The following is a 19,064-nucleotide window of genomic DNA, read 5'->3' as shown; positions in this document are numbered from 1 at the left end:
ATGTCAGGGCCTGCGGATCTCGCGGGCCAGCGCACAGAACGCCTCAATCGGAACCTGTTCGGCGCGTTCGGTGGGTTTGATCCCGGCGGCGGTCAGGCGATCTTCGATATCCGGAGCCACGCCTCTCAACGAAGCGCGCAGCATTTTTCGACGCTGGTTGAAGGCTGCGGCGACGACACGCGACAGGGTCGCGGCGTCGGCCGGATAACGCGGTTCGGGTTGGGCGGTCAGGTGAACCACAGCGCTGGAGACCTTGGGCGGCGGTGTAAAGGCCCCAGGGGGTAGCGACATGGCGATGTGCGCATCGGCCCGCCACTGGGCAAGGATAGCGAGGCGACCATAGGCTTTGCTGCCCGGCTGGGCCGTTATGCGTTCAGCTACTTCCCGTTGAAACATCAGGGTGAGGCTTTGCCAGAAGGGCGGCCATTCGGGTGGGGTCAGCCAGCGGACCAGCAGTTCTGTACCCACGTTGTAGGGCAAGTTGGCGGCAACTCGAATAGGCGGCGTAAGGTGCGCCAGCGGATCGATCTCCAGTGCGTCGCCATTGATGACTTCCAGCCGGTCGGGATAGGCGGCGGCAATGTCATTCAGGGCAGCAATACAACGCGTATCCTTTTCGACGGCAACCACCTTGCGCGCGCCCTCGGAAAGAAGGCCGCGCGTCAAGCCACCTGGACCCGGTCCGATCTCCAGCACATCACAGGCGGTAAGGTCGCCAGCCTGCCGGGCGATCTTGGCGGTCAGGTTGAGGTCGAGCAGAAAATTCTGGCCCAGCGATTTTCGGGCCGACAGCTGATGCGTGGCGATGACTTCGCGTAGGGGGGGGAGGGTGTCGATTGAACTCATGGTCAAATTACCGTGGCGCGATTTGGACTGCGGGCCCCTGAGGTATACTGCCTCTGGCCGGCGTGTTTTCAGCAAGATGACCCATCAGCGGGATTGTGCCATCTTTTGCGCCATCTTCAAGGCCTCGATCAAACTGGTCGGTGTGGCGATACCCTGACCTGCTATGTCCAGCGCGGTGCCGTGATCGGGTGAAGTGCGGATGAAGGGCAGCCCCAGCGTCACGTTCACGCCGCGGTCGAAGTCCAGCGTTTTGATCGGAATAAGGGCTTGGTCGTGATACATCGCGATGGCGGCATCGTACCGGGCGCGGGCGGCGGCATGAAACATCGTATCCGCAGGGTGCGGACCAGTGACCGAGTAGCCGCGCGGGTTAAGATCAGCTAGCAGGGACGCGATCCAATCCAGCTCCTCCGTCCCCATTTTCCCACCTTCGCCAGCATGAGGATTGAGGCCGGCAACAGCGATACGTGGCTGGGCAATTCCAAATTGGGTACGCAGCCCGTCGGCGGTAATATCAATGGTTTCGCGCAAAAGCTCAGGCGTCAGCGCTGTGGGTACCTGCGACAAGGGAATATGGATCGTAGCTGGTACCACGCGCAATTGGTCGCTTGCCAACATCATGACGACACGATTGCGCCCGGCAAGGGCGGCCAGAAACTCGGTATGACCAGGATAGGCAAAGCCCGCTCCGTCGATCAGCGCTTTCTTGTGAATTGGCGCGGTGCACAGTGCGGAAGCCGCGCCGGACTGTACCAGTCTGACACCGTGTTCAATGGCCGCAATAACCGAGGATGCGTTACGCGGGTCTGGTTGCCCCGGAACATTGGGGGCAGGGAAATCCATAGACAGAACCGGCAGGGCCGTGCCGCTTGCGGCCTGCGCCTGAGAGAGGTCCGTCAACTCGGCAACCGGGGTGCCCTTGGGCAGATGAGACGCGTCCCCGAGGTAGACGAAAGGGCATGTGTCGCGCAAAGCGTTCCACGCTTTTGCTGCAATTTCCGGTCCTACACCAGCGGGGTCACCGCAGCTGAGCGCGATCGGGTTTGTCATTGCTCGATGATTATTGCGTCGGCCCTGAGCTGTTCCAGCAGGCTTTCAGCTAAGGCCTGCAGCCGTTGCTGGGTCAAAGCGTTAGCAACGTCCACGCGGGTGGTGTCTTCACCAAGGTCGCGTGTGCGGTTGCACATCATCAGGAACACAAGTGTTTGCCCATTGTTGCGTGTCAGAGCGGTTGAGACTTCATTCGGGTCTAGCTTTGCCAGCTCCAATGCGACATCGCGCGGAATCTCAGATGGCGCCGCTGAGACGCGGTCCAGCACCTCGGGCGGTTGGTCTTTTGCAACGCCATAGAGATCGTCGCAGGTATCGATTTCTTCTTGCAGCCGGGCTGCTGACGACAGTGTTTCGGCGCTGCGTCCACCGGGTAAGTAGTACATCGCATAATCGATCTTGGAATAACGCGGCGCGCCAGTGGAAACCTCACGCAAGCCGCGCATCTGGAACAGCGCCACCGCATTGGGCAAAGTCAGAGGTTCAGTGATTTCGCCATTCTTCAGCCCCAGTATGACCGGCTGCAGCGCGGGCGGTAGATTGGTGATCGGCAGCCAGTCCAGACGACCTCCATTGTCGCGTGTGGCGGCCGCTGAGTATTGCGCTGCCGCGGACGAAAACGCCTCCTGGCTGTCCAGCTTCGCGATCTCTGCGGCCAGAGCGTCCGCTTGGGCAAGTGTTTGTTGGGTGACCGGAATGATAAGTTCGGACAACAGAACCTGCAATCCGCCTCCGCCACCCTGGCCCAGAGCGCGGTTGACCTCTTCCTGGCTCGGGCGCGCTTGGGAAATGAAGCGCGCCGATACGTAATCCCGCCAGGACATCTGATCGGCAACGAAGTCGCGGACGGTTTCCGGATCGACGCCGGCTTCGCTGAGCAACTGCAAAAACTGTTCGGTGCTCAGCTGACCGCGAGCGGCAAATTCGTCGATGCCAGTCTGCACGTCTTCGGGGGCGGCCTGAATGCCCGCTTCTCGCATGGCTTGCTTACGTAGACGATCATCTATCAGGGCCTGACGAACCTCGGCCTCTGAACTGCCGGGAACCCCGAGAATTTCCAAGAACTGCTGACGTTGCTGAAGCTCGTACCAGGTAACGATATCCTGATTGACCCGGATGGCCGGCGAAAACAGGCTTTGACCATTAGCCTGCGGTGGGACCACAGCTATCAAAGCAGCAGCCAGCGTCGGTATGACCGGCTTGAACCAGCCAGAACGGATTAACTTAGTGAAACCTGAGATCAGCTGCATGACTTTTTATACTTCTTACCACCGCTTTCGACGGAATACCCCGTCAGGGCAACGGTAAAGCCGATTTCCGTCGAAGGCTCAATACTTGATGTTGAGGTAAAGCGCCGTCTTACGGACATGTTAACCTGCACGCATTCATTAGTGTAAGTGACACCCACGCCAAACCGGATGGGTTCGGATTCGGCCAGATCATAACGTGCAAAGGCAGTGGTCAACCAGTTCTGATCGATACGGTGACGTCCGGTAAGCCTGACCTCCGAGATTTCATCACCGGGGTTTTCCGCAGGGTCGGGCTCCTGCCAGACATAGCTGCCGGTCAGCCGGGTGTCGTCTTTGGTCCAGGCGGTTCGGACTTCGGCTTTGCTAAAGCTGAAATCGTCGTCCAGCAACCCGCGCCCAGCCAGTGTAAGGCCTTTGCCATTGTCCAATTGACCGGCCAGCAAAATGTCAGACGCGGTGCCCTGCAATCCCGATGTCAGTGTGAAGTCAGGGTCCGCAGTCGTTCGAAATACCTGCCCAATGGTGGCCTGCGCGCGCCAGCCTGAGGTGTCGAACCGTGACCAATTTACGCCAAATACCGCAGTGGTTCCGTCTTCACGCCGATCTTCGGCGGGAAAGCGTGACAGAGACAGCAGGTTGCCGTGATCGAATTCCTGAAATGTACTCTCGTCATTTGGAACGTCCGTGTCTGACACATGAGTCCAGCCAACCTGCGCAATCGGTTCCAGAATCTGTGTTGCGCCCGATGCTTCCCGGCGCAGCAGAGGATAGCGCAAGGTCAGAGCAGCGCGTGGAGTGGATCGGGTGATGGTATTGGGGTATGCGCTGTCATTCCGGATATCAAACGTATCGACCGAAGTCCCGATCTGCGCGTCGGCCCGAAGCCCTGTAGCAAATGTCCAGCTGCGCAGCCATTCGGCATCAAACGTTGCCCGCGCAACATCGCGGCCTATAACGTCTTGATCGCTGGTGCGTTCGTGAGCGTGTCCGATGAAGGCCATCTGAACTTCACCGCCCAGGCCTGTCGGGAAATAGCGTTTTCGATAGTTCAGGTCAAACACGCGCGACGGAATTTCGTCCTGCTGCTCACTGTCGCGGAGGGTTTCATAGTGGATAAACCCGGTTTTGAAGGCCGTGTCGCGTTTGATCCGTTCCAGCGCGATCTCGCTGCGCAGCCGGTCGTAGTCGGGCAAGCCGTAGTCCGCAAGATAGGCGTCGTCTGACGTGGTCTCGATATTGAAAGTCAATCGGTAGTCATTCTTCAGATTGAACCAACCATCGGCGAAAAAGTATCCCCTGTTCTCATCCAGCCGAAGATCGTCGCGTGTAAAAGCACCTTCGAACTGAATGCGACCGTTTTTGAACGCCTGTCGATAACGATAGCCCAGCGTACGGGTTTTGGGCGACACGTACGGTGTCAGGGTCAGATCCTTGTGGTCGCCCAATTTGAAGAAATAGGGAACCTGCACACCTGTTCCCAGTTGCGACGTCGTGCGAATTGACGGCACCAGGAACCCAGTTGCTCGTTCCAATGTCGGGTCCGGCAAACGCAGGGCAGGGAAGTAGAAAACGGGTACGTCAAGAATGCGGAACTGCGCATTTTCGAAATACAATTGTTGTTCGACTTGATCATGGGTCACCTTTCGCGCCCGGATTTGCCACAGCGGCGGTCGGCCATTTGCGCAAACGTGACACGAGGTGGCCGCGACCTTACTGAACTGCGTATACCGGCCGGCAGCGCGGTTGGCTTGAACTGAAGCTATTTGCAGTTGCTGATCAAACACCATTCGTGCCCCGGTCAGCAGGCCGTTCTGAAAACCACTGTCCAGTTGCGCGGTATCGGCCAAAAGCGTGGATTGACCACCCTGATCAATGCGAATGGGACCTGTCAGGGACAGCTCTCCGGTATCCCGATCATAAATCACTTTTTGAGCGGTCAGCTTAATATCGCCTTGAAACGCTTCGACATTGCCCTCGGCCACCAGCTTACGGTCGGCGGTGATAAAGACCTTGTCCGCGACCAGCAGAGCGGGTTCTTCCTGTTCCGCCGTCGACTGATCCTGGTTTGAGGTGTCAGCCGTGGACTGCGCCATCCCTGCCATGGGAAGCGAAAGAAACAATGTGCTGGACAAGAGAAGCTTGAGGATCGGCCGCATCAGCCATCCTCCGCATGAAGCAATAAGCCTAAGGATAGCAGAACAGCGGCAAAGGGTGGGGCCCAGGCAGATACGATTATTGGCAATTGGCCGTTTTCTCCTAGAATCTGCGCAAAATTGCGGACGAAATAGATCGCAAAGCCCAACAGAACCGCAGTTAGAACCGCAACCCCGGTTCCGCCAAACCGAACGTGGCGCATGGTGAAAGCAGCTCCGATCAGCACCATCGAAACGAGAAAGAAGGGGCGCGCCAACTGCACTTGAAGCCAGACTTCATATTGTTTTGTGGAGAAACCTGCCTCGCGCAGATCCCGAATCAATTGAGGCAGGTCGTAGACGGATACGGAATCCTGTTGGCCCAAAGTGTCGATGATCCGGTCGCGTGTCAGCGTGGTCGGCAGGTTCAGGGTCTCGTGCAAAATAGCGTTCGTTTCAGGGTTCAGATCATTCTGCAAGGTCCAGACTTTAGCCTGACTCAAGGCCCAATGTCCGTTTTCCAATTGAGCGCGGTCAGCGATGATCTGCTCGATCGGTTTGCCGTCAGATGAAAACGTAGTGATTGTCACGTCGCGCAGGCCGAACTTGTCACCGTTCAGGGTGCCCAAAGCATGGATGACCGACTGTCCCGCGGCCGAGCCCTGTCTTAGCCACAAGCCCTCACGGCTGATGGACAGGGTTGAGCTTCCGTTGTTGCGAAAACTGTCCGACAGTCGCTGGTACTCCTCGGACGTGGCGGCGGCAAACGGGTTGAGAAGTGCCACGGTCAGTGTGCCAATCAACAGCGCCAGCGCGACCGGAGCGGCAAGGGCGCGTATGCCGGACCGGCCGATGGCGCGCGTGACCACCAATTCCGAGCTGCGCGCAAGGCCGACAAACAGCGCTATTGTGGACAGGATCATCAGCAGCGGCAGCATCTCGCTGATGGCCGCTGGCGTGTTGAGTAAAGTCAGTCGCATCAACTGACCAAACGACAAGTTGGCTTCCTCGAAGCGCCTGGCCTGCTCGATCAGGTCGATCAGCATCATCAGTGTTAGAAAAATGCCGCCGATGACAACAAAGCTCTGAATAAAACGGCGGGCAAAGTAACGGTCGAGGATCACGCAGGCACCCTCGGTCTTCGCTTGTGATCGGGAATCACTCGTGCCGTGCCGCGGCATGCTGGCTTATGCTTGCCGAATTTTGTCACTTCACTGCCCCCTGATACCTGCCGTTGTTTTCGGGCGACCTTAATGTAATTGCGGTGCGGGGAAAACTGCTATCTGGTCAACTGCGGCGGTGCGGGCTAGGTCTTGTGCAAAGTTTTTTTCAGGAGCACCTCATGAGCAGTCTCGTCCCCGTTCGTTTTCAACCTTTTGACCTTGATCTGATGGCGCAGGCCAGCGGTCGGGTCGCTATCATTGTAACCGAAGAGGGCAAGATGGGACCGGCTGCGCGCCGAGCCAATCGGTTGACGCGCGGTGCGGTGGCACGGTTGATCGAGAGTGATCGCTTCGAAAAAGTGAAGACGGGCGAAGTAGTCTCGCTGGCCTGGCCGGGCGGTATGGCAGCCGAGGCACTCGACATTCTGATCCTGCCGCGTCGCCCCGATCATGATGAGGCGCGCAAGGCCGGGGCCAAGCTTGGCAAGCTGGCGGATGGCAAATCTGTATTGGTGATGGCTGGTAATCAGAACCGTACCGAGAATCTGGTCTTGGGGATGGTCCTGCGCAGCTATGATTTCGACGTGCACAAGACCGAGGATTCCGACCGGACGGGCGAGGTTGCGGTCTGTCACACTAAACCCGACGAGGCCGAAGCCGCATTTGCGCCGCTCTATGCTGTGGCGGACGGGGTGCGTATGACGCGTGACCTGACCAATGAGCCTGCTAATGTTCTGACAACAACCGAATTCGCCGATCGCCTGTCCGAGATGCAGGAGCTCGGGTTGGAGGTCGAGGTTCTGGACGAAGACAAGCTGGCCGAATTGGGGATGCGCACCCTTCTGAGCGTCGGGCAAGGCTCGGACAGCCCCTCCAAAGTTGTGGTGATGCAGTGGAACGGCGGCGACAAAGACGACGCGCCGCTGGCCCTGGTCGGCAAGGGCGTGGTGTTTGACACCGGTGGTATCTCGCTGAAACCGGCAGCCGGCATGGAAGACATGACCATGGACATGGGCGGTGCAGGGGTCGTCGCGGGCACCATGCGCGCGCTAGCCAAACGCAAGGCCAAGGCGAATGTCGTAGGTTTGGTGGGGCTGGTCGAGAACATGCCCTCGGGCAATGCCACTCGTCCCGGCGACGTGGTGAAGTCAATGAAAGGCGACACGGTCGAGATCATCAATACCGATGCGGAAGGCCGTTTGGTTCTGTGTGACGTCATGTGGTACGCGCAGGACCGGTTTAAGCCGGTTGGCATGATCGATCTGGCGACCCTAACCGGCGCAATCATCATTGGTCTGGGGCATGAAAATGCCGGTGTCTTCTCGAATAATGACACGTTCTGCGACGCCTTTCTGAAATCGGCCAAGGCCGAGGACGAAGGTGCGTGGCGGCTGCCTTTGGGCAAGGCGTATGACGAACTGCTGAAATCGCGGATTGCGGACGTGAAGAACGTGGGCGGACGACCAGCTGGTTCGATCACCGCGGCTCAGTTCCTGCAGCGCTTTGTCAAAGAGGAAACGCCATGGATCCATCTGGATATCGCCGGAGTGGCCTCAGTCTCGTCCGAGACATCCTATGCGCCCAAAGGGGCCACCGGATGGGGCGTAAGGGCGCTGAGCCGTTTCGTTCAGGACAATTTCGAGACTGCCAGCGAGTAAACACATGGGCGCCGTCTATTTCTACCACCTGACCCGCCAGCCGCTGGAGCACACCCTGCCGGTGCTGCTGGATAAGGCGCGTAAGGCCGGGTGGCGGATTGCCGTGCGGGGCACAGACCCCGCGCGGATGGACTGGCTTGATGAAAAGCTGTGGCTGGGAGCTGAAGACGAGTTTCTGCCACACAGTCGCGCCGGCGGGCCGCACGATGCGATGCAGCCCATTTTACTGACGACCGACGCACAATCCGCCAACGATCCCTCCTGCGTTATGACCATTGACGGCGCGTCTGTGGGCCCGGACGAAGTTACCAAGCTGGAGCGCGTATGTATTCTGTTTGACGGCAATGATGACTTGGCCGTTCAGCACGCACGCGGGCAGTGGAAGGCACTTACCGCTGCTGGATGTTCCGCACAATATTGGTCTGAGGAATCCGGACGGTGGGAGAAAAAGGCCGAAGCATAAGCAGCGGCTGAGTTTCAGGAGATGTATTGATGGAAATGAAGCCTTTAGGCCGCACCGGTATTATGGTGTCGGATATGTGTCTTGGGACGATGACATTTGGAACCCAGACACCTGAGGCCGGGGCGCATCGACAGATGGACATGGCTCTGGCGGCTGGGATCAACTTTGTCGATGCGGCCGAGATGTATCCGGTGAATCCGGTCTCGAAAGAGACGATCGGGCGGACCGAAGAAATTCTGGGCAACTGGAACGCTGCCAACCCATCTCGGCGCGGCGATTACGTGCTGGCCACGAAGCATTCCGGCGAGGGCTTCGTTCATGCTCGCAACGGTGCGCCGATCTCGAAAGAGACGATCCCCGAAGCGATCGAGGGCTCTCTGCGGCGTTTGCAGACGGATTGCATCGATCTGTATCAGTTTCATTGGCCCAACCGCGGCAGCTATATGTTCCGGCAGAACTGGGACTATGCGCCGTCCGGCGAGAACCGGGAAGAAATCCTGTCCGAGATGCAAGAGTCTCTCGAGGCGCTTCAGAAACAGGTCGACAAGGGTAATATCCGAGCCTTTGGCCTGTCCAATGAAAGCGCCTGGGGCACGGCGCAATGGTTGCGCTTGTCAGATGAGATGGGTGGGCCGCGTGTGGCATCGATCCAGAATGAATATTCGTTGCTATGCCGCCTGTTTGACACGGATCTGGCCGAGCTGTGCTTGTACGAAGATGTCGGCCTACTGGCGTTTTCCCCATTAGCCGCCGGTTTTCTGACCGGCAAATATCAAGATGGAGCTGTTCCCGAGGGGTCACGGATGTCTTTGGTACCGCAAATGGGCGGGCGCAAGACCGAGCGGGTGTTTGACGCGGTTTCGGCTTATTTGGAAATTGCCAATCGGCATGGGTTGAACCCAATACACATGGCGCTGGCCTGGTGCCGCAGTCGGCCTTTTATGGCGTCGACCATCTTTGGGGCGACGAACGAGGCACAGTTGAAACACATTCTTGGTGGGCTTGACCTGGTGCTGCCGGCTGAGGTTCTGGCAGAAATCACAGCTGCCCACAGGGCGCATCCCATGCCGTACTAGCGATGGGCACTGTCCGCGTCGCCGCAGGCGGAAGTCCCAGAGGGTAATTGGGCCAGTTGGTAATTGGGTCAGCCGACGAGGTTTCTGTCAGTGATGGGTAGGTTGTGTGCGGTCCTGCCTCAGATCGCGGGCTGAAAGGCCGTGTGCAGTGCGGAAAGCGCGCGCAAAACTGGATTGCGAGGCAAAACCGGTTGCCAGGGCCACATCCATCAGAGGTAAATCTGTGTCAGTGACCAGGCGGCGGGCCTCGGCCAGACGCAGTTGCAAATAGTGGTCTTGCGGGGTGGTGTTCAGGCGCAAACGGAACTGCTGCTGCAGTGTGCGGGGGCTGGTGCCCAGACGGTCGGCGATATGGGCCAGAGGCAATGGGTCGTCCAGAGAAGACTCCATCAAATTGTTGGCCTTGGCCGTCAGCGCGGTGTGACGGTGCGGAACGCCGGTACGACTTTGTGGTTTCGAGGGCTCTGGTGCACCATCATAGAGGAACAGCCCTGATACGCGGGCGGCAAAGCCTGCTCCGTGGCGGGCGGCGATGATATGGAGCATCATTTCGACAGCCGGAATTGCCCCGCCGGACGTCAGGCGGTTGTCGGATACCGTGAAGCGGTCAGGTCGCACGTCCACTTCAGGGAAGCGGGCGGCGAAGTTGTCCAAATCTTCCCAATGGGTGGTGGCGGCGCGACCGTCGAGCAGACCGGCCTCGGCAAGCAACCACGGGCCGCCGTCAATGCCGGCCATAGTGGCGCCGGTGCCGGCAATGCGTCGTAATCCGGCCAAAAGGCTGGGGGTGGCGTGGCGTGCCAATTGGAAGCCCGCGACCACGATCATAAGATCGCAACTGTCCAGACGTGCTAGGGGTATGCCGGGGACACTGAGCGCGCTGGTCAGCACTGCTGGTTCAGCCTTGGCGGTTACGTAGTCCCAATCGAATGCAGGTCTGTCAGCCAGCCGGTTGGCTGCGCGCATGGGATCGATCGCAGCAGCAAAGCTGAGCGTGTTGCAATCGTCCAGCACCAATACTGCCGTTTTCAGGGCACGATGTTCGGGCTGGAGAATGTTTTTTGCGGATTTCATCAAGTCTGATTCGCATTCTGGAAAGTCGTTTCCACAAGGCTGCGCCAGAGTCGTGTGCAACGCAAATCGGAATCCGGGGAGAAGCCTGGGGAAAACTCACGGCAAAACCGGGTATAAGTTGGGGAAAACGCAATGCCTCTGGAAATGAACCGCGAAGTCTTCATCACCTGTGCTGTTACCGGCTCGGGAGGAACGCAGGATCGCAGCCCGCATGTGCCGCGTTCGCCGCAGCAGATCGCCGACAGCGCCATCGCTGCGGCCAAGGCCGGGGCGGCGGTGGTGCATTGCCATGTGCGTGACCCTGAGACCGGCGCGCCAAGCCGTCGGATGGAGCTTTACCGTGAGGTGACGGACCGCATCCGCGACGCCGATGTGGACGTGGTTTTGAACCTGACCGCAGGCATGGGGGGCGACATGGTGTTTGGCGGGGTTGAAACTCCGCTACCGCTGGCCGAGGCCGGAACCGATCTGGTTGGCGCCTCCGAGCGCGTGGCACATATCGCTGAATGCCTGCCGGAGATCTGCACCCTGGACTGCGGCACGATGAACTTTGCCGAAGCCGACTATGTGATGACCAACACCCCCGGCGCATTGCGTGCTATGGGGCAGATGATGACCGATCTGGGTGTGAAGCCCGAGATCGAGGCGTTTGACACTGGTCATCTGTGGTTTGCCAAGCAGTTGGTGAAGGAAGGAATCCTGGAACCTAACGCGCTGGTTCAGCTGTGCATGGGTGTGCCGTGGGGCGCGCCGGATGATCTGAACACCTTCATGGCGATGGTAAACAATGTGCCCGACGACTGGACGTTCAGCGCGTTTTCACTGGGGCGGAATGAGATGGCTTATGTGGCGGCCTCGGTTCTGGCGGGCGGCAATGTTCGCGTCGGGTTGGAGGACAATCTGTGGCTTGAAAAAGGTGTGCTGGCCGAGAACTGGCAATTGGTAGAGCGCGCGGGCACGATCATCGAAAACATGGGCGCGCGGGTGATCGGACCGCAAGAGGTGCGCGAGAAGCTTGGGCTGACCAAACGAGCGCCAAAGGGCTGAGAGTTTCCCTTGTGTCCGGCGGTCAAAATGGCGAGCCCGGAGGCATCAGCATAAGGAGTACAATGTGCGTTTGATGTCTCTAACTGCCGTTTTTGTCAGTGTGATTTCCCTTTCAGGCTGCCTGCCGGAAGATCGGCAAATCGTCAGCAACTCTGCCGATTCAGACCGGGATGCGTGTGAGGCCAAAGGTGGCACCTATGAAATTGGAGGCCGGGCGCAGAGCTATGTCTGTTTCACGCCGTTGCCGGATGCGGGCAAGACCTGTGAGAAAGAAACCGATTGCACAGGCTTTTGCCTGTCGGAAACCAAACAATGCAGCGCGGTCACGCCTCAATTCGGATGTACTCCGCATTTGGATGAGACGGGGCGCGAGCTGGTGATCTGTATAGATTAGAGGACAGCATGACGAAAACAGCGGCAATCATCGGTGGTGGCGTAATCGGCGGCGGGTGGGCCGCTCGGTTTCTGCTTAACGGTTGGAATGTGCGGGTGTTCGATCCCGACCCCGAGGCCGAGCGCAAAATTTCTGAGGTTCTGGACAACGCGCGCCGCTCTCTGCCGGGACTGAGCGATGTTCCGTTGGCGCCCGAGGGTGTTCTTTCGTTTCATGATGATATGGCCGAGGCTGTACAGGGGGCGTCATGGATTCAGGAAAGTGTGCCAGAACGTCTCGACCTGAAATTAAAGGTCTACAGAGGGTTGCAAGAGAATTGTGATTCAGCGGCGATCATCGGATCGTCGACCAGCGGGTTTAAACCGTCTGAGCTGCAGGAGGGCGCCTTGCGCCCGGAACAGATCGTGGTGACGCATCCGTTCAACCCGGTCTATCTGTTGCCACTGATCGAATTGGTGCCGACTGACAAGAACTCACCCGAATTGATTACCAAGGCGAAGGAGTTGCTGACTTCGGTTGGTTTCTTTCCCTTGCACATCAAGAAAGAAATCGACGCGCATATTGCTGACCGATTTCTCGAAGCTGTCTGGCGTGAAGCATTGTGGCTGGTCAAGGACGGCATCGCTACGACGGAAGAAATCGACGAAGCGATCCGCATGGGTTTTGGTATCCGTTGGGCACAGATGGGACTGTTCGAGACCTACCGCGTGGCCGGAGGAGAAGCCGGGATGCGGCACTTTATGGCTCAGTTCGGCCCCGCGCTGAAATGGCCGTGGACCAAGCTGATGGATGTTCCGGAATTCACTGACGAGTTGGTCGACTTGATCGCAGATCAGTCTGATGCGCAGTCGGGAATGCACTCGATCCGCGAACTGGAACGTATCCGCGACAACAACCTGGTCGGTATGATGCGCGCATTGAAGGCGCAGGATTATGGCGCAGGCGCGGTGCTGAACCAGCATGATGCGCTGCTGAAACCCGGTGCGCTTCCGGCGTTGGATCAGGCGGATTTGAGCCAGCCAATCCTGACGCTCGCGCGCGCAGTGCCGTTGGATTGGACCGACTATAACGGGCACATGAATGAGGCGAAATATGTGGAAGCCTTCGCCGCAGCCACCGACCGGTTCATGGAGATCATCGGCTGCGACATGAATTACATCGCATCGGGCGGCAGCTATTTCACCGCCGAAAACCATATCCGATATTTGGATGAGGCCCATGCCGGGTCAAAAATCGAAGTACGCACGCAGATGCTGCTTGGGGCGGGCAAAAAGCTGCACGTGTTCCACAGCATGTACGAAGGCGACAAGCTGTTGGCGACGGGCGAAAGCTTCCTGCTGCATGTCAGCCTTGAAACGCGTCGTCCAAGCGCTCCGTCGCCCGAAATCGAGGCGGCAATGGCCCGCATCGCCGAAGCGCAGGCCGGGTTGCCTTACCCCGACGGGGCAGGGGCTTCGATCCGGAAGCCAGCATGAGCAGTCGGGTTCTGATCACCGCAGGAGCGTCGGGCGTTGGTCGGGCGATGGCAGAGGCATTTGATGCTGCGGGTTATGACGTGTGGGTCACGGATATCGACGATCAGGCGCTGAAGTCCCTGCCGGAGCACTGGATTGCGCACCGGGCAGATGTTGCCAATGAAACCGACATGAGATCGGTGTTTCAGGCGTGCAACGAGGCGGGCGGGCTGGATGCTCTTTGTGCAAATGCCGGAATCGCGGGTCCAACTCACGCCATCGAGGATATCGAACTGGCGGATTGGCGATCTTGTGTTGCGGTCAATCTGGACGGTGCGTTCCTGGCGGCAAAACACGCTGCTCCTTTGATGAAGTCAGCGAAGTCAGGAAGCATCATCCTAACTTCCTCGACTGCCGGGCAATTCGGGTATCCGTTTCGCGCACCCTATGCGGCGGCCAAATGGGCTGTGATTGGTTTGATGAAAACACTGGCGATGGAGCTTGGTCCGCACGGTATCCGCGCCAACGCCATCTGTCCGGGTTCAGTTGAAGGCCCCAGAATGGAGGGCGTGTTGCAACGCGAAGCTACAGCCAAAGGAATGACCCGCGATCAGGTGTACGCGGGCTATGCCTCGGGAACGTCCATGGGAAGCTTTGTCGAGGGCCGGGACATTGCCAATATGGCTGTTTTTCTGGCGTCAGACGCCGCGAGGCTGGTGTCTGGGCAGGTGATCGCGGTGGATGGTCATACCGTCAATCCTGACCCAAAGGTATAGCACAGGCATCAACCCTGGTTGGGGCCGCGAATCTGACGAATGGCGCTACGCACTGCTTGCCAGTCCTGCGCCTCCTGAGTATTTCCTGCGGCTTCGCACTCGCGCATCTTTTGCGCGGCTTCTGCCTCGGCCCTGTCACCATGGGCTGCATAAAGGGCACGTGCGTATTCAGCGGTCTTAAGAGCGTCCATTCCTGTCATCCTCCATCTAGATCGGAATGCTCGAAGGTTCGCGCTTGTCGACTATACTACAGGAATCCGGTTCTGGCATCATTGGCCTTCGGAACCAGCAAGAATCTCCTCGCGCAGCTGCCGAAGATGCATCGGAAAGCCGCGGGCAGTTATATCAGCTTCGCGCACTAAAGTATCGAAATGGCGCGAAAAAACCTCGATCCGATCACGGTCCCGGAAGGCCATATAGTGGCTGCCTGCGTAGAATACACACAGCAAAGGGCCAAAGATCGTGACTGGCGCAGAATACAGACGTTTGGCGTCGAACAGATAGATGCGCAGGCGGGGATAAAGTTGTTCGCATAGCTCCAGCAAGTGATCAATTTGTTCCAGCCGGACGTGCCTTGGTAAGCCATCGTAATACCCGGTCGCCTTCGCAAAACTATCTATCTCATATAGCGGCATGGCGATCTCGTAGTCGGATTGCGCACTGCGCATCCATGTCAACCTGTCGGCTGAGGCCCCAATGGCCTGATCCGCTGTCCTGCCAAGATGCGGGGCGTATTCCCATTCAAGAACGGCGCGAGTTTTCAGCATGTCGGGCAAGGTCGCCGGAACGTAGCGGATTTTGTAGCCCGCGGCCTCTTGGTGCCATTCAAAGATGCGTTCATCCACCAGTGCGCGGGGGGCTTCGGTCATGGTGAGCGAGCTGGCCAATAACACAGCTGCGCTTTCTGGCCGATTGGACAGGCTAAGCAGCCAATCGGCCGACACCCCAAGCGCCGAGGCACAGCTGCCGACAACATGTGCATTCGGCAAACGTGCCCCGTCATCCGTCAGCAGTTGCGAAACCGTGGATCGGTCGACACCAATATTGCGCGCCAGGGCGCTTTGGCTGACATTGCCTTCTTCCATGGCGCGGGCAAGCCGCAGTCGAAACTGGGCGGCGCGGTCGAGTTTGTCGATTTTATTATGCATGTGGTGATTTATATCACGTTCGATGAATTTTGTTAATCATATTCAGAATTTCCAACACCTGCGCCGTTCAGTAACACTGTTAGCAGAACAATAAAAAAATGGGGTCCGGAATGGAAACGCGACAAAGATCAGTCGTGAAAGCAATCGTTTGGAACGCGATGGGGTTGGCGACCATGACGCTGGTCGGCCTTATCGCAACAGGCTCTGCCGCTGTAGGCGGGGCCTTGGCTGTTGTGAACACCGCAATCGGCCTGACACTTTATATCGTCTACGAGCGTATTTGGGCGGGGATTACGTGGGGACGCCATGGCTGAACCAACGATACCCAAATCGCCCGAATGGGGTACGTTCGGTCTGATTGCAGCTTGTTATGCGGCGTGGATCGCGGCCGTGTTCTGTTTGGCTGGATGGTCCTTGTGGCTGGCAATCCCGACGATGGGAGTTATTGCCGCGTTGCATTCTTCGCTGACGCATGAGGTGCTTCATGGGCACCCATTCCGGGCAAAGTGGCTCAACGAGGCGTTGATGGCGCTGCCACTGACATTATTCATTCCCTACAATCGGTTTCGGGACCTGCATCTGGCGCACCATCAGGATGCGAACCTGACGGATCCTTATGACGACCCTGAAACAAATTATCTGGACCCGCAGGTTTGGGAATCCTTGCCCGGATGGCAGAAACGACTCTATTCAGCCAACAATACCTTGATGGGCCGTATCGTTCTGGGTCCTGCCATCGGGCAGGTAGCCTTTATGCGCGACGAGTGGCGAGGAGCAATGCATGGAGATCGGGCAGTTTTGCTGGCCTGGGCACTGCATTTGCCCGGCGTTGCTGCAGTTCTGTGGATCGTGTCGCAGTCGCCAATGCCGCTATGGGCGTTTGCCATGTCTGCATATATCGGGCTGGGTCTTGTCAAGATCCGTACTTTTCTGGAACATCGCGCGCATGAGAAATCTCGCGCCCGCACGGTGATCGTCGAAGATCGCGGTCCGCTGGCCTTTTTGTTTTTGAACAACAACCTACACGTCGTTCATCACATGAATCCTGCGGCGCCATGGTATCGTCTACCGGCGCTTTATCGCACCGGAAAGGATCGATATCTGGCCTGCAACGAGGCCTATGTTTATCGCTCATACGCGCAGATTTTCCGTCAGCATTTTTTGCGCGCTAAGGATCCGGTGGCGCATCCGCTCTGGCCAAAGCCTTGATTTGAGGACAGAAGGGAATCCATGAGTTTATGGATTCCCGTTACAATTGCCGCCGCCTCGTTTCAGACGGTGCGGTTCATGCTGCAAAAGTCACTTAGCAGCGTAAAACTGTCAGCGGCTGGTGCCACGTTCGCCCGGTTTGCCTATTCCATGCCGCTGGCGGTGCTGGGATTGGCCGTCGCGCTTTGGGCTGGGTACGCGCTTCCGCCCTTGACCGCGATGTTCTGGGTATTTGTGGTCATTGGGGGTACGGCGCAGATATTAGCGACGGTCTGCGTGGTCGCCCTGTTCAAGCAACGCAACTTCGCGGTCGGTATTACGTTCAAAAAAACCGAGGTAATCCAAACCGCTATCGTCGGGTTTATCATTCTGGGCGACAGTGTTTCGTCTGGTGCGCTGGTGGCGATACTGCTGGGTCTGCTGGCGGTTCTGTTGCTGTCGAAAACACCGGGTGGCGACGGGGCATGGTGGCGGCATCTGACCAACAGGGCCTCGCAGCTGGGTTTGGGATCGGGCGTGTTGTTTGCCTTCTCAGCAGTCAGCTATCGTGGCGCGTCACTGCAAATTGGTGATCTGGACGCATGGTTCCGCGCGCTGGTCACTCTTGCGGCAGTGGTGTCGTTCCAGTTTCTCAGCATGTGGCTTTGGCTGCTGTGGCGTGACCGGGCTGAATTGCGCGCGGTGTGGGACACCCGCAGTACCGGCGTTTTTGTAGGCCTGACCAGTCTTGGCGGTTCGTTTTGCTGGTTTCTGGCGTTCACACTACAAAACGCAGCCTATGTTAAAGCGCTGGGGCAGGTGGAACTGATCCTGAGCCTGCTGGCCTCGATACTGTTCTTCCGTGAAACCATTACCCGGCGCGAGATCGCCGGGATGTCATTGCTTGGGGTTTCGATCTTGGTGCTGGTGCTGACTATTTAGCCCGTGCGGCGCTCATCAAAGCTGAGAGCGATGAAGCTGGGCAGATGATCGCCCATACCGACGACCGAGCGCCCACCGCTGTCTTTCCCGCGTCCGCCGCGTTCTTTGCGATCACCCGAGCGTGGCTGTGGCTCTTGTTCGGCTTTTGGCCCCGACGGCTTGCTGCGAGGCTTCCTTTCGGGCTTGGGCGCGTCCGTCTTGACTTCCTCGCCCTTGAAAGGGTTGTCCAAACGCGGAATTTCCTTTTGGATCAGCTTTTCGATCGCATCCAAAGCTTTTTCATCCCGCGACGAGCAGATCGTTATCGCCTTGCCATCACGCCCGGCACGACCTGTTCGGCCAATGCGGTGCACATAATCTTCGGGATGGCCTGGAACGTCAAAATTGAAAACGTGGCTGACAGAGGGCACATCCAACCCGCGCGCGGCGACATCCGATGCGACCAGCAGGCGTAGTGTGCCATCACGGAATCCGTCGAGGGTTTTCATACGCTGCGACTGATCCAGATCGCCATGAATTGCGGCAGCATCGTAACCGTATTTTTTCAACGACTTGGCACAGATGTCCACGTCAGTCTTGCGGTTGCAGAAGATGATCGCGTTGGTGCATTTTTCGCCCTCGGCATCGATCAGAGCCCGCAGAACCTTACGTTTTTGACTTGCCTCGCGGTCACGGCGACCACCCTTGAACATGACAACGCCTTGTTCGATTGTCTCTGACGCGGTGGCTTGGCGCGCAACCTCGACACGGGCCGGAGCGGACAGGAAGGTGTCGGTGATCCGTTCGATTTCCGAGGCCATTGTGGCGGAGAAGAACAGGGTCTGTCGGGTGAAAGGTGTCAGCGAGAAAATGCGTTCGATATCCGGGATGAATCCCATATCCAGCATCCGGTCGGCTTCGTCCACCACCATGATCTGAACACCTGTCAGCAGCAGCTTGCCGCGTTCGAAATGGTCCAGCAAACGGCCCGGAGTGGCGATCAGCACATCGACACCCCGGTCGATCAGCGCATCTTGTTCCTTGAAGCTGACGCCGCCGATCAGCAGCGCCTTGGTCAGCTTTACATTTTTGGCATAGGTGTCGAAATTCTCAGCGACCTGTGCCGCCAATTCCCGCGTCGGGCACAGCACCAGCGAGCGCGGCATCCGCGCACGCGCGCGACCACGGGCCAGCAGCGTGATCATCGGCAGCGTGAAGCTGGCGGTTTTGCCGGTGCCAGTCTGGGCGATCCCCAGAACATCACGGCCTTCCAGCGCAGGGGGGATCGCGCCTTCCTGGATTGGGGTCGGAGTTTCGTATCCGGCTTCCTCAATGGCTTTGAGGACCTTCGGGTTCAGGTTCAGTTCGTTGAATTTTGTCATGTATGTCCGGTTCAAGCGGACACTTGACCTGGCCCGCGCGTC

Annotated in this window: 19 protein-coding genes; 10 read left to right on the top strand and 9 right to left on the bottom strand. The window is 58.2% G+C overall.

Annotation, left to right across the window (positions count from 1 at the left end; all coding sequences use genetic code 11):
- Positions 1 to 3 precede the first annotated feature (3 nt).
- From rsmA to lptG, 5 genes are all read right to left on the bottom strand, one after another.
- A complete protein-coding gene (gene rsmA / locus AC2TCY_RS14205; protein ID WP_480848259.1) occupies positions 4 to 846 on the bottom strand; it encodes a 16S rRNA (adenine(1518)-N(6)/adenine(1519)-N(6))-dimethyltransferase RsmA in 843 nt (280 codons plus the stop codon).
- A gap of 84 nt (positions 847 to 930) precedes the next feature.
- Entirely contained in the window at positions 931 to 1,896 is a 966-nt protein-coding gene (gene pdxA, locus AC2TCY_RS14200; RefSeq protein ID WP_480848257.1) for a 4-hydroxythreonine-4-phosphate dehydrogenase PdxA, read from the bottom strand.
- Entirely contained in the window at positions 1,893 to 3,146 is a 1,254-nt protein-coding gene (locus tag AC2TCY_RS14195; RefSeq protein ID WP_480848255.1) for a peptidylprolyl isomerase, read from the bottom strand. The genes pdxA and AC2TCY_RS14195 overlap by 4 nt, the downstream gene beginning before the upstream one ends.
- The gene (locus AC2TCY_RS14190; RefSeq protein ID WP_480848253.1) at positions 3,137 to 5,302 is read right to left on the bottom strand and encodes an LPS-assembly protein LptD; all 2,166 of its coding nucleotides are present in this window, start codon (positions 5,300 to 5,302) and stop codon (positions 3,137 to 3,139) included. The genes AC2TCY_RS14195 and AC2TCY_RS14190 overlap by 10 nt, the downstream gene beginning before the upstream one ends.
- A complete protein-coding gene (gene lptG / locus AC2TCY_RS14185) occupies positions 5,302 to 6,402 on the bottom strand; it encodes an LPS export ABC transporter permease LptG (protein ID WP_480848252.1) in 1,101 nt (366 codons plus the stop codon). The genes AC2TCY_RS14190 and lptG overlap by 1 nt, the downstream gene beginning before the upstream one ends.
- Positions 6,403 to 6,620: 218 nt before the next feature.
- Here lptG and AC2TCY_RS14180 point away from each other — a divergent pair, with 218 nt between their 5' ends.
- From AC2TCY_RS14180 to AC2TCY_RS14170, 3 genes are read left to right on the top strand one after another with little or no spacing between them, the layout of a single operon-like run.
- The gene (locus tag AC2TCY_RS14180; RefSeq protein ID WP_480848250.1) at positions 6,621 to 8,099 is read left to right on the top strand and encodes a leucyl aminopeptidase; all 1,479 of its coding nucleotides are present in this window, start codon (positions 6,621 to 6,623) and stop codon (positions 8,097 to 8,099) included.
- Between the two features lie 4 nt (positions 8,100 to 8,103).
- Positions 8,104 to 8,562, top strand: coding sequence for a DNA polymerase III subunit chi (locus tag AC2TCY_RS14175; RefSeq protein ID WP_480848248.1), 459 nt, complete (start codon positions 8,104 to 8,106; stop codon positions 8,560 to 8,562).
- A 29-nt stretch (positions 8,563 to 8,591) separates the two neighbouring features.
- Positions 8,592 to 9,638: an aldo/keto reductase gene (locus AC2TCY_RS14170; protein WP_480848247.1), complete on the top strand. Its 1,047-nt coding sequence runs from the start codon at positions 8,592 to 8,594 to the stop codon at positions 9,636 to 9,638.
- A gap of 87 nt (positions 9,639 to 9,725) precedes the next feature.
- Here AC2TCY_RS14170 and AC2TCY_RS14165 read toward each other — a convergent pair whose 3' ends face one another.
- Complete coding sequence (locus AC2TCY_RS14165) at positions 9,726 to 10,712, bottom strand: GlxA family transcriptional regulator (protein WP_480848245.1); 987 nt, start codon at positions 10,710 to 10,712, stop codon at positions 9,726 to 9,728.
- A gap of 132 nt (positions 10,713 to 10,844) precedes the next feature.
- On the opposite strand from AC2TCY_RS14165, the gene bcoG reads away from it, so the two are divergent.
- The 4 genes from bcoG to AC2TCY_RS14145 all read left to right on the top strand — a co-directional run bounded on the left by bcoG (position 10,845) and on the right by AC2TCY_RS14145 (position 14,383).
- Positions 10,845 to 11,759: a 3-dehydrocarnitine:acetyl-CoA trimethylamine transferase BcoG gene (gene bcoG, locus AC2TCY_RS14160; RefSeq protein WP_480848243.1), complete on the top strand. Its 915-nt coding sequence runs from the start codon at positions 10,845 to 10,847 to the stop codon at positions 11,757 to 11,759.
- Between the two features lie 64 nt (positions 11,760 to 11,823).
- On the top strand, positions 11,824 to 12,153 hold the full coding sequence (locus tag AC2TCY_RS14155) for a hypothetical protein (RefSeq protein WP_480848242.1): 330 nt from the start codon (positions 11,824 to 11,826) through the stop codon (positions 12,151 to 12,153).
- A gap of 8 nt (positions 12,154 to 12,161) precedes the next feature.
- The gene (locus AC2TCY_RS14150) at positions 12,162 to 13,628 is read left to right on the top strand and encodes a carnitine 3-dehydrogenase (protein ID WP_480848240.1); all 1,467 of its coding nucleotides are present in this window, start codon (positions 12,162 to 12,164) and stop codon (positions 13,626 to 13,628) included.
- Positions 13,625 to 14,383 (top strand): SDR family oxidoreductase, encoded by a 759-nt coding sequence (locus AC2TCY_RS14145; protein WP_480848238.1) that lies wholly within the window; start codon positions 13,625 to 13,627, stop codon positions 14,381 to 14,383. Before AC2TCY_RS14150 ends, AC2TCY_RS14145 begins: the two co-directional genes overlap by 4 nt.
- Before the next feature lie 8 nt (positions 14,384 to 14,391).
- Here AC2TCY_RS14145 and AC2TCY_RS14140 read toward each other — a convergent pair whose 3' ends face one another.
- Both AC2TCY_RS14140 and AC2TCY_RS14135 read right to left on the bottom strand, forming a co-directional pair.
- Positions 14,392 to 14,574 (bottom strand): hypothetical protein, encoded by a 183-nt coding sequence (locus tag AC2TCY_RS14140; RefSeq protein WP_480840128.1) that lies wholly within the window; start codon positions 14,572 to 14,574, stop codon positions 14,392 to 14,394.
- Between the two features lie 78 nt (positions 14,575 to 14,652).
- The gene (locus tag AC2TCY_RS14135) at positions 14,653 to 15,531 is read right to left on the bottom strand and encodes a helix-turn-helix domain-containing protein (protein WP_480848236.1); all 879 of its coding nucleotides are present in this window, start codon (positions 15,529 to 15,531) and stop codon (positions 14,653 to 14,655) included.
- Between the two features lie 110 nt (positions 15,532 to 15,641).
- On the opposite strand from AC2TCY_RS14135, the gene AC2TCY_RS14130 reads away from it, so the two are divergent.
- Genes AC2TCY_RS14130 through AC2TCY_RS14120 form a run of 3 tightly spaced genes read left to right on the top strand, consistent with a single transcriptional unit; the run spans position 15,642 to position 17,661 of the window.
- On the top strand, positions 15,642 to 15,845 hold the full coding sequence (locus tag AC2TCY_RS14130) for a DUF2061 domain-containing protein (RefSeq protein ID WP_480848235.1): 204 nt from the start codon (positions 15,642 to 15,644) through the stop codon (positions 15,843 to 15,845).
- Positions 15,838 to 16,740, top strand: a complete 903-nt coding sequence (locus tag AC2TCY_RS14125) for a fatty acid desaturase (protein ID WP_480848233.1) — start codon at positions 15,838 to 15,840, stop codon at positions 16,738 to 16,740. Before AC2TCY_RS14130 ends, AC2TCY_RS14125 begins: the two co-directional genes overlap by 8 nt.
- 21 nt (positions 16,741 to 16,761) lie before the next feature.
- The gene (locus AC2TCY_RS14120; RefSeq protein WP_480848231.1) at positions 16,762 to 17,661 is read left to right on the top strand and encodes an EamA family transporter; all 900 of its coding nucleotides are present in this window, start codon (positions 16,762 to 16,764) and stop codon (positions 17,659 to 17,661) included.
- Here the strand turns inward: AC2TCY_RS14120 and AC2TCY_RS14115 are convergent.
- Positions 17,658 to 19,022, bottom strand: a complete 1,365-nt coding sequence (locus AC2TCY_RS14115) for a DEAD/DEAH box helicase (RefSeq protein WP_480848229.1) — start codon at positions 19,020 to 19,022, stop codon at positions 17,658 to 17,660. The genes AC2TCY_RS14120 and AC2TCY_RS14115 overlap by 4 nt on opposite strands.
- Between the last annotated feature and the right edge of the window lie 42 nt (positions 19,023 to 19,064).

Source organism: Ruegeria sp. HKCCD7181 (genome assembly GCF_057221055.1).
Note: the sequence above shows the minus strand (reverse complement) of the source record. Positions and strands in the feature narration are given on the sequence as shown.

What these genes read in the sequence shown, in the direction of transcription:
- rsmA (WP_480848259.1), bottom strand. Translation starts at nt 846, where the DNA reads ATGAGTTCAATCGACACCCTCCCCCCCCTACGCGAAGTCATCGCCACG.
- pdxA (WP_480848257.1), bottom strand. Translation starts at nt 1,896, where the DNA reads ATGACAAACCCGATCGCGCTCAGCTGCGGTGACCCCGCTGGTGTAGGA.
- AC2TCY_RS14195 (WP_480848255.1), bottom strand. Translation starts at nt 3,146, where the DNA reads ATGCAGCTGATCTCAGGTTTCACTAAGTTAATCCGTTCTGGCTGGTTC.
- AC2TCY_RS14190 (WP_480848253.1), bottom strand. Translation starts at nt 5,302, where the DNA reads ATGCGGCCGATCCTCAAGCTTCTCTTGTCCAGCACATTGTTTCTTTCG.
- AC2TCY_RS14180 (WP_480848250.1), top strand. Translation starts at nt 6,621, where the DNA reads ATGAGCAGTCTCGTCCCCGTTCGTTTTCAACCTTTTGACCTTGATCTG.
- AC2TCY_RS14175 (WP_480848248.1), top strand. Translation starts at nt 8,104, where the DNA reads ATGGGCGCCGTCTATTTCTACCACCTGACCCGCCAGCCGCTGGAGCAC.
- AC2TCY_RS14170 (WP_480848247.1), top strand. Translation starts at nt 8,592, where the DNA reads ATGGAAATGAAGCCTTTAGGCCGCACCGGTATTATGGTGTCGGATATG.
- AC2TCY_RS14165 (WP_480848245.1), bottom strand. Translation starts at nt 10,712, where the DNA reads ATGAAATCCGCAAAAAACATTCTCCAGCCCGAACATCGTGCCCTGAAA.
- bcoG (WP_480848243.1), top strand. Translation starts at nt 10,845, where the DNA reads ATGCCTCTGGAAATGAACCGCGAAGTCTTCATCACCTGTGCTGTTACC.
- AC2TCY_RS14150 (WP_480848240.1), top strand. Translation starts at nt 12,162, where the DNA reads ATGACGAAAACAGCGGCAATCATCGGTGGTGGCGTAATCGGCGGCGGG.
- AC2TCY_RS14145 (WP_480848238.1), top strand. Translation starts at nt 13,625, where the DNA reads ATGAGCAGTCGGGTTCTGATCACCGCAGGAGCGTCGGGCGTTGGTCGG.
- AC2TCY_RS14140 (WP_480840128.1), bottom strand. Translation starts at nt 14,574, where the DNA reads ATGGACGCTCTTAAGACCGCTGAATACGCACGTGCCCTTTATGCAGCC.
- AC2TCY_RS14135 (WP_480848236.1), bottom strand. Translation starts at nt 15,531, where the DNA reads ATGCATAATAAAATCGACAAACTCGACCGCGCCGCCCAGTTTCGACTG.
- AC2TCY_RS14130 (WP_480848235.1), top strand. Translation starts at nt 15,642, where the DNA reads ATGGAAACGCGACAAAGATCAGTCGTGAAAGCAATCGTTTGGAACGCG.
- AC2TCY_RS14125 (WP_480848233.1), top strand. Translation starts at nt 15,838, where the DNA reads ATGGCTGAACCAACGATACCCAAATCGCCCGAATGGGGTACGTTCGGT.
- AC2TCY_RS14120 (WP_480848231.1), top strand. Translation starts at nt 16,762, where the DNA reads ATGAGTTTATGGATTCCCGTTACAATTGCCGCCGCCTCGTTTCAGACG.
- AC2TCY_RS14115 (WP_480848229.1), bottom strand. Translation starts at nt 19,022, where the DNA reads ATGACAAAATTCAACGAACTGAACCTGAACCCGAAGGTCCTCAAAGCC.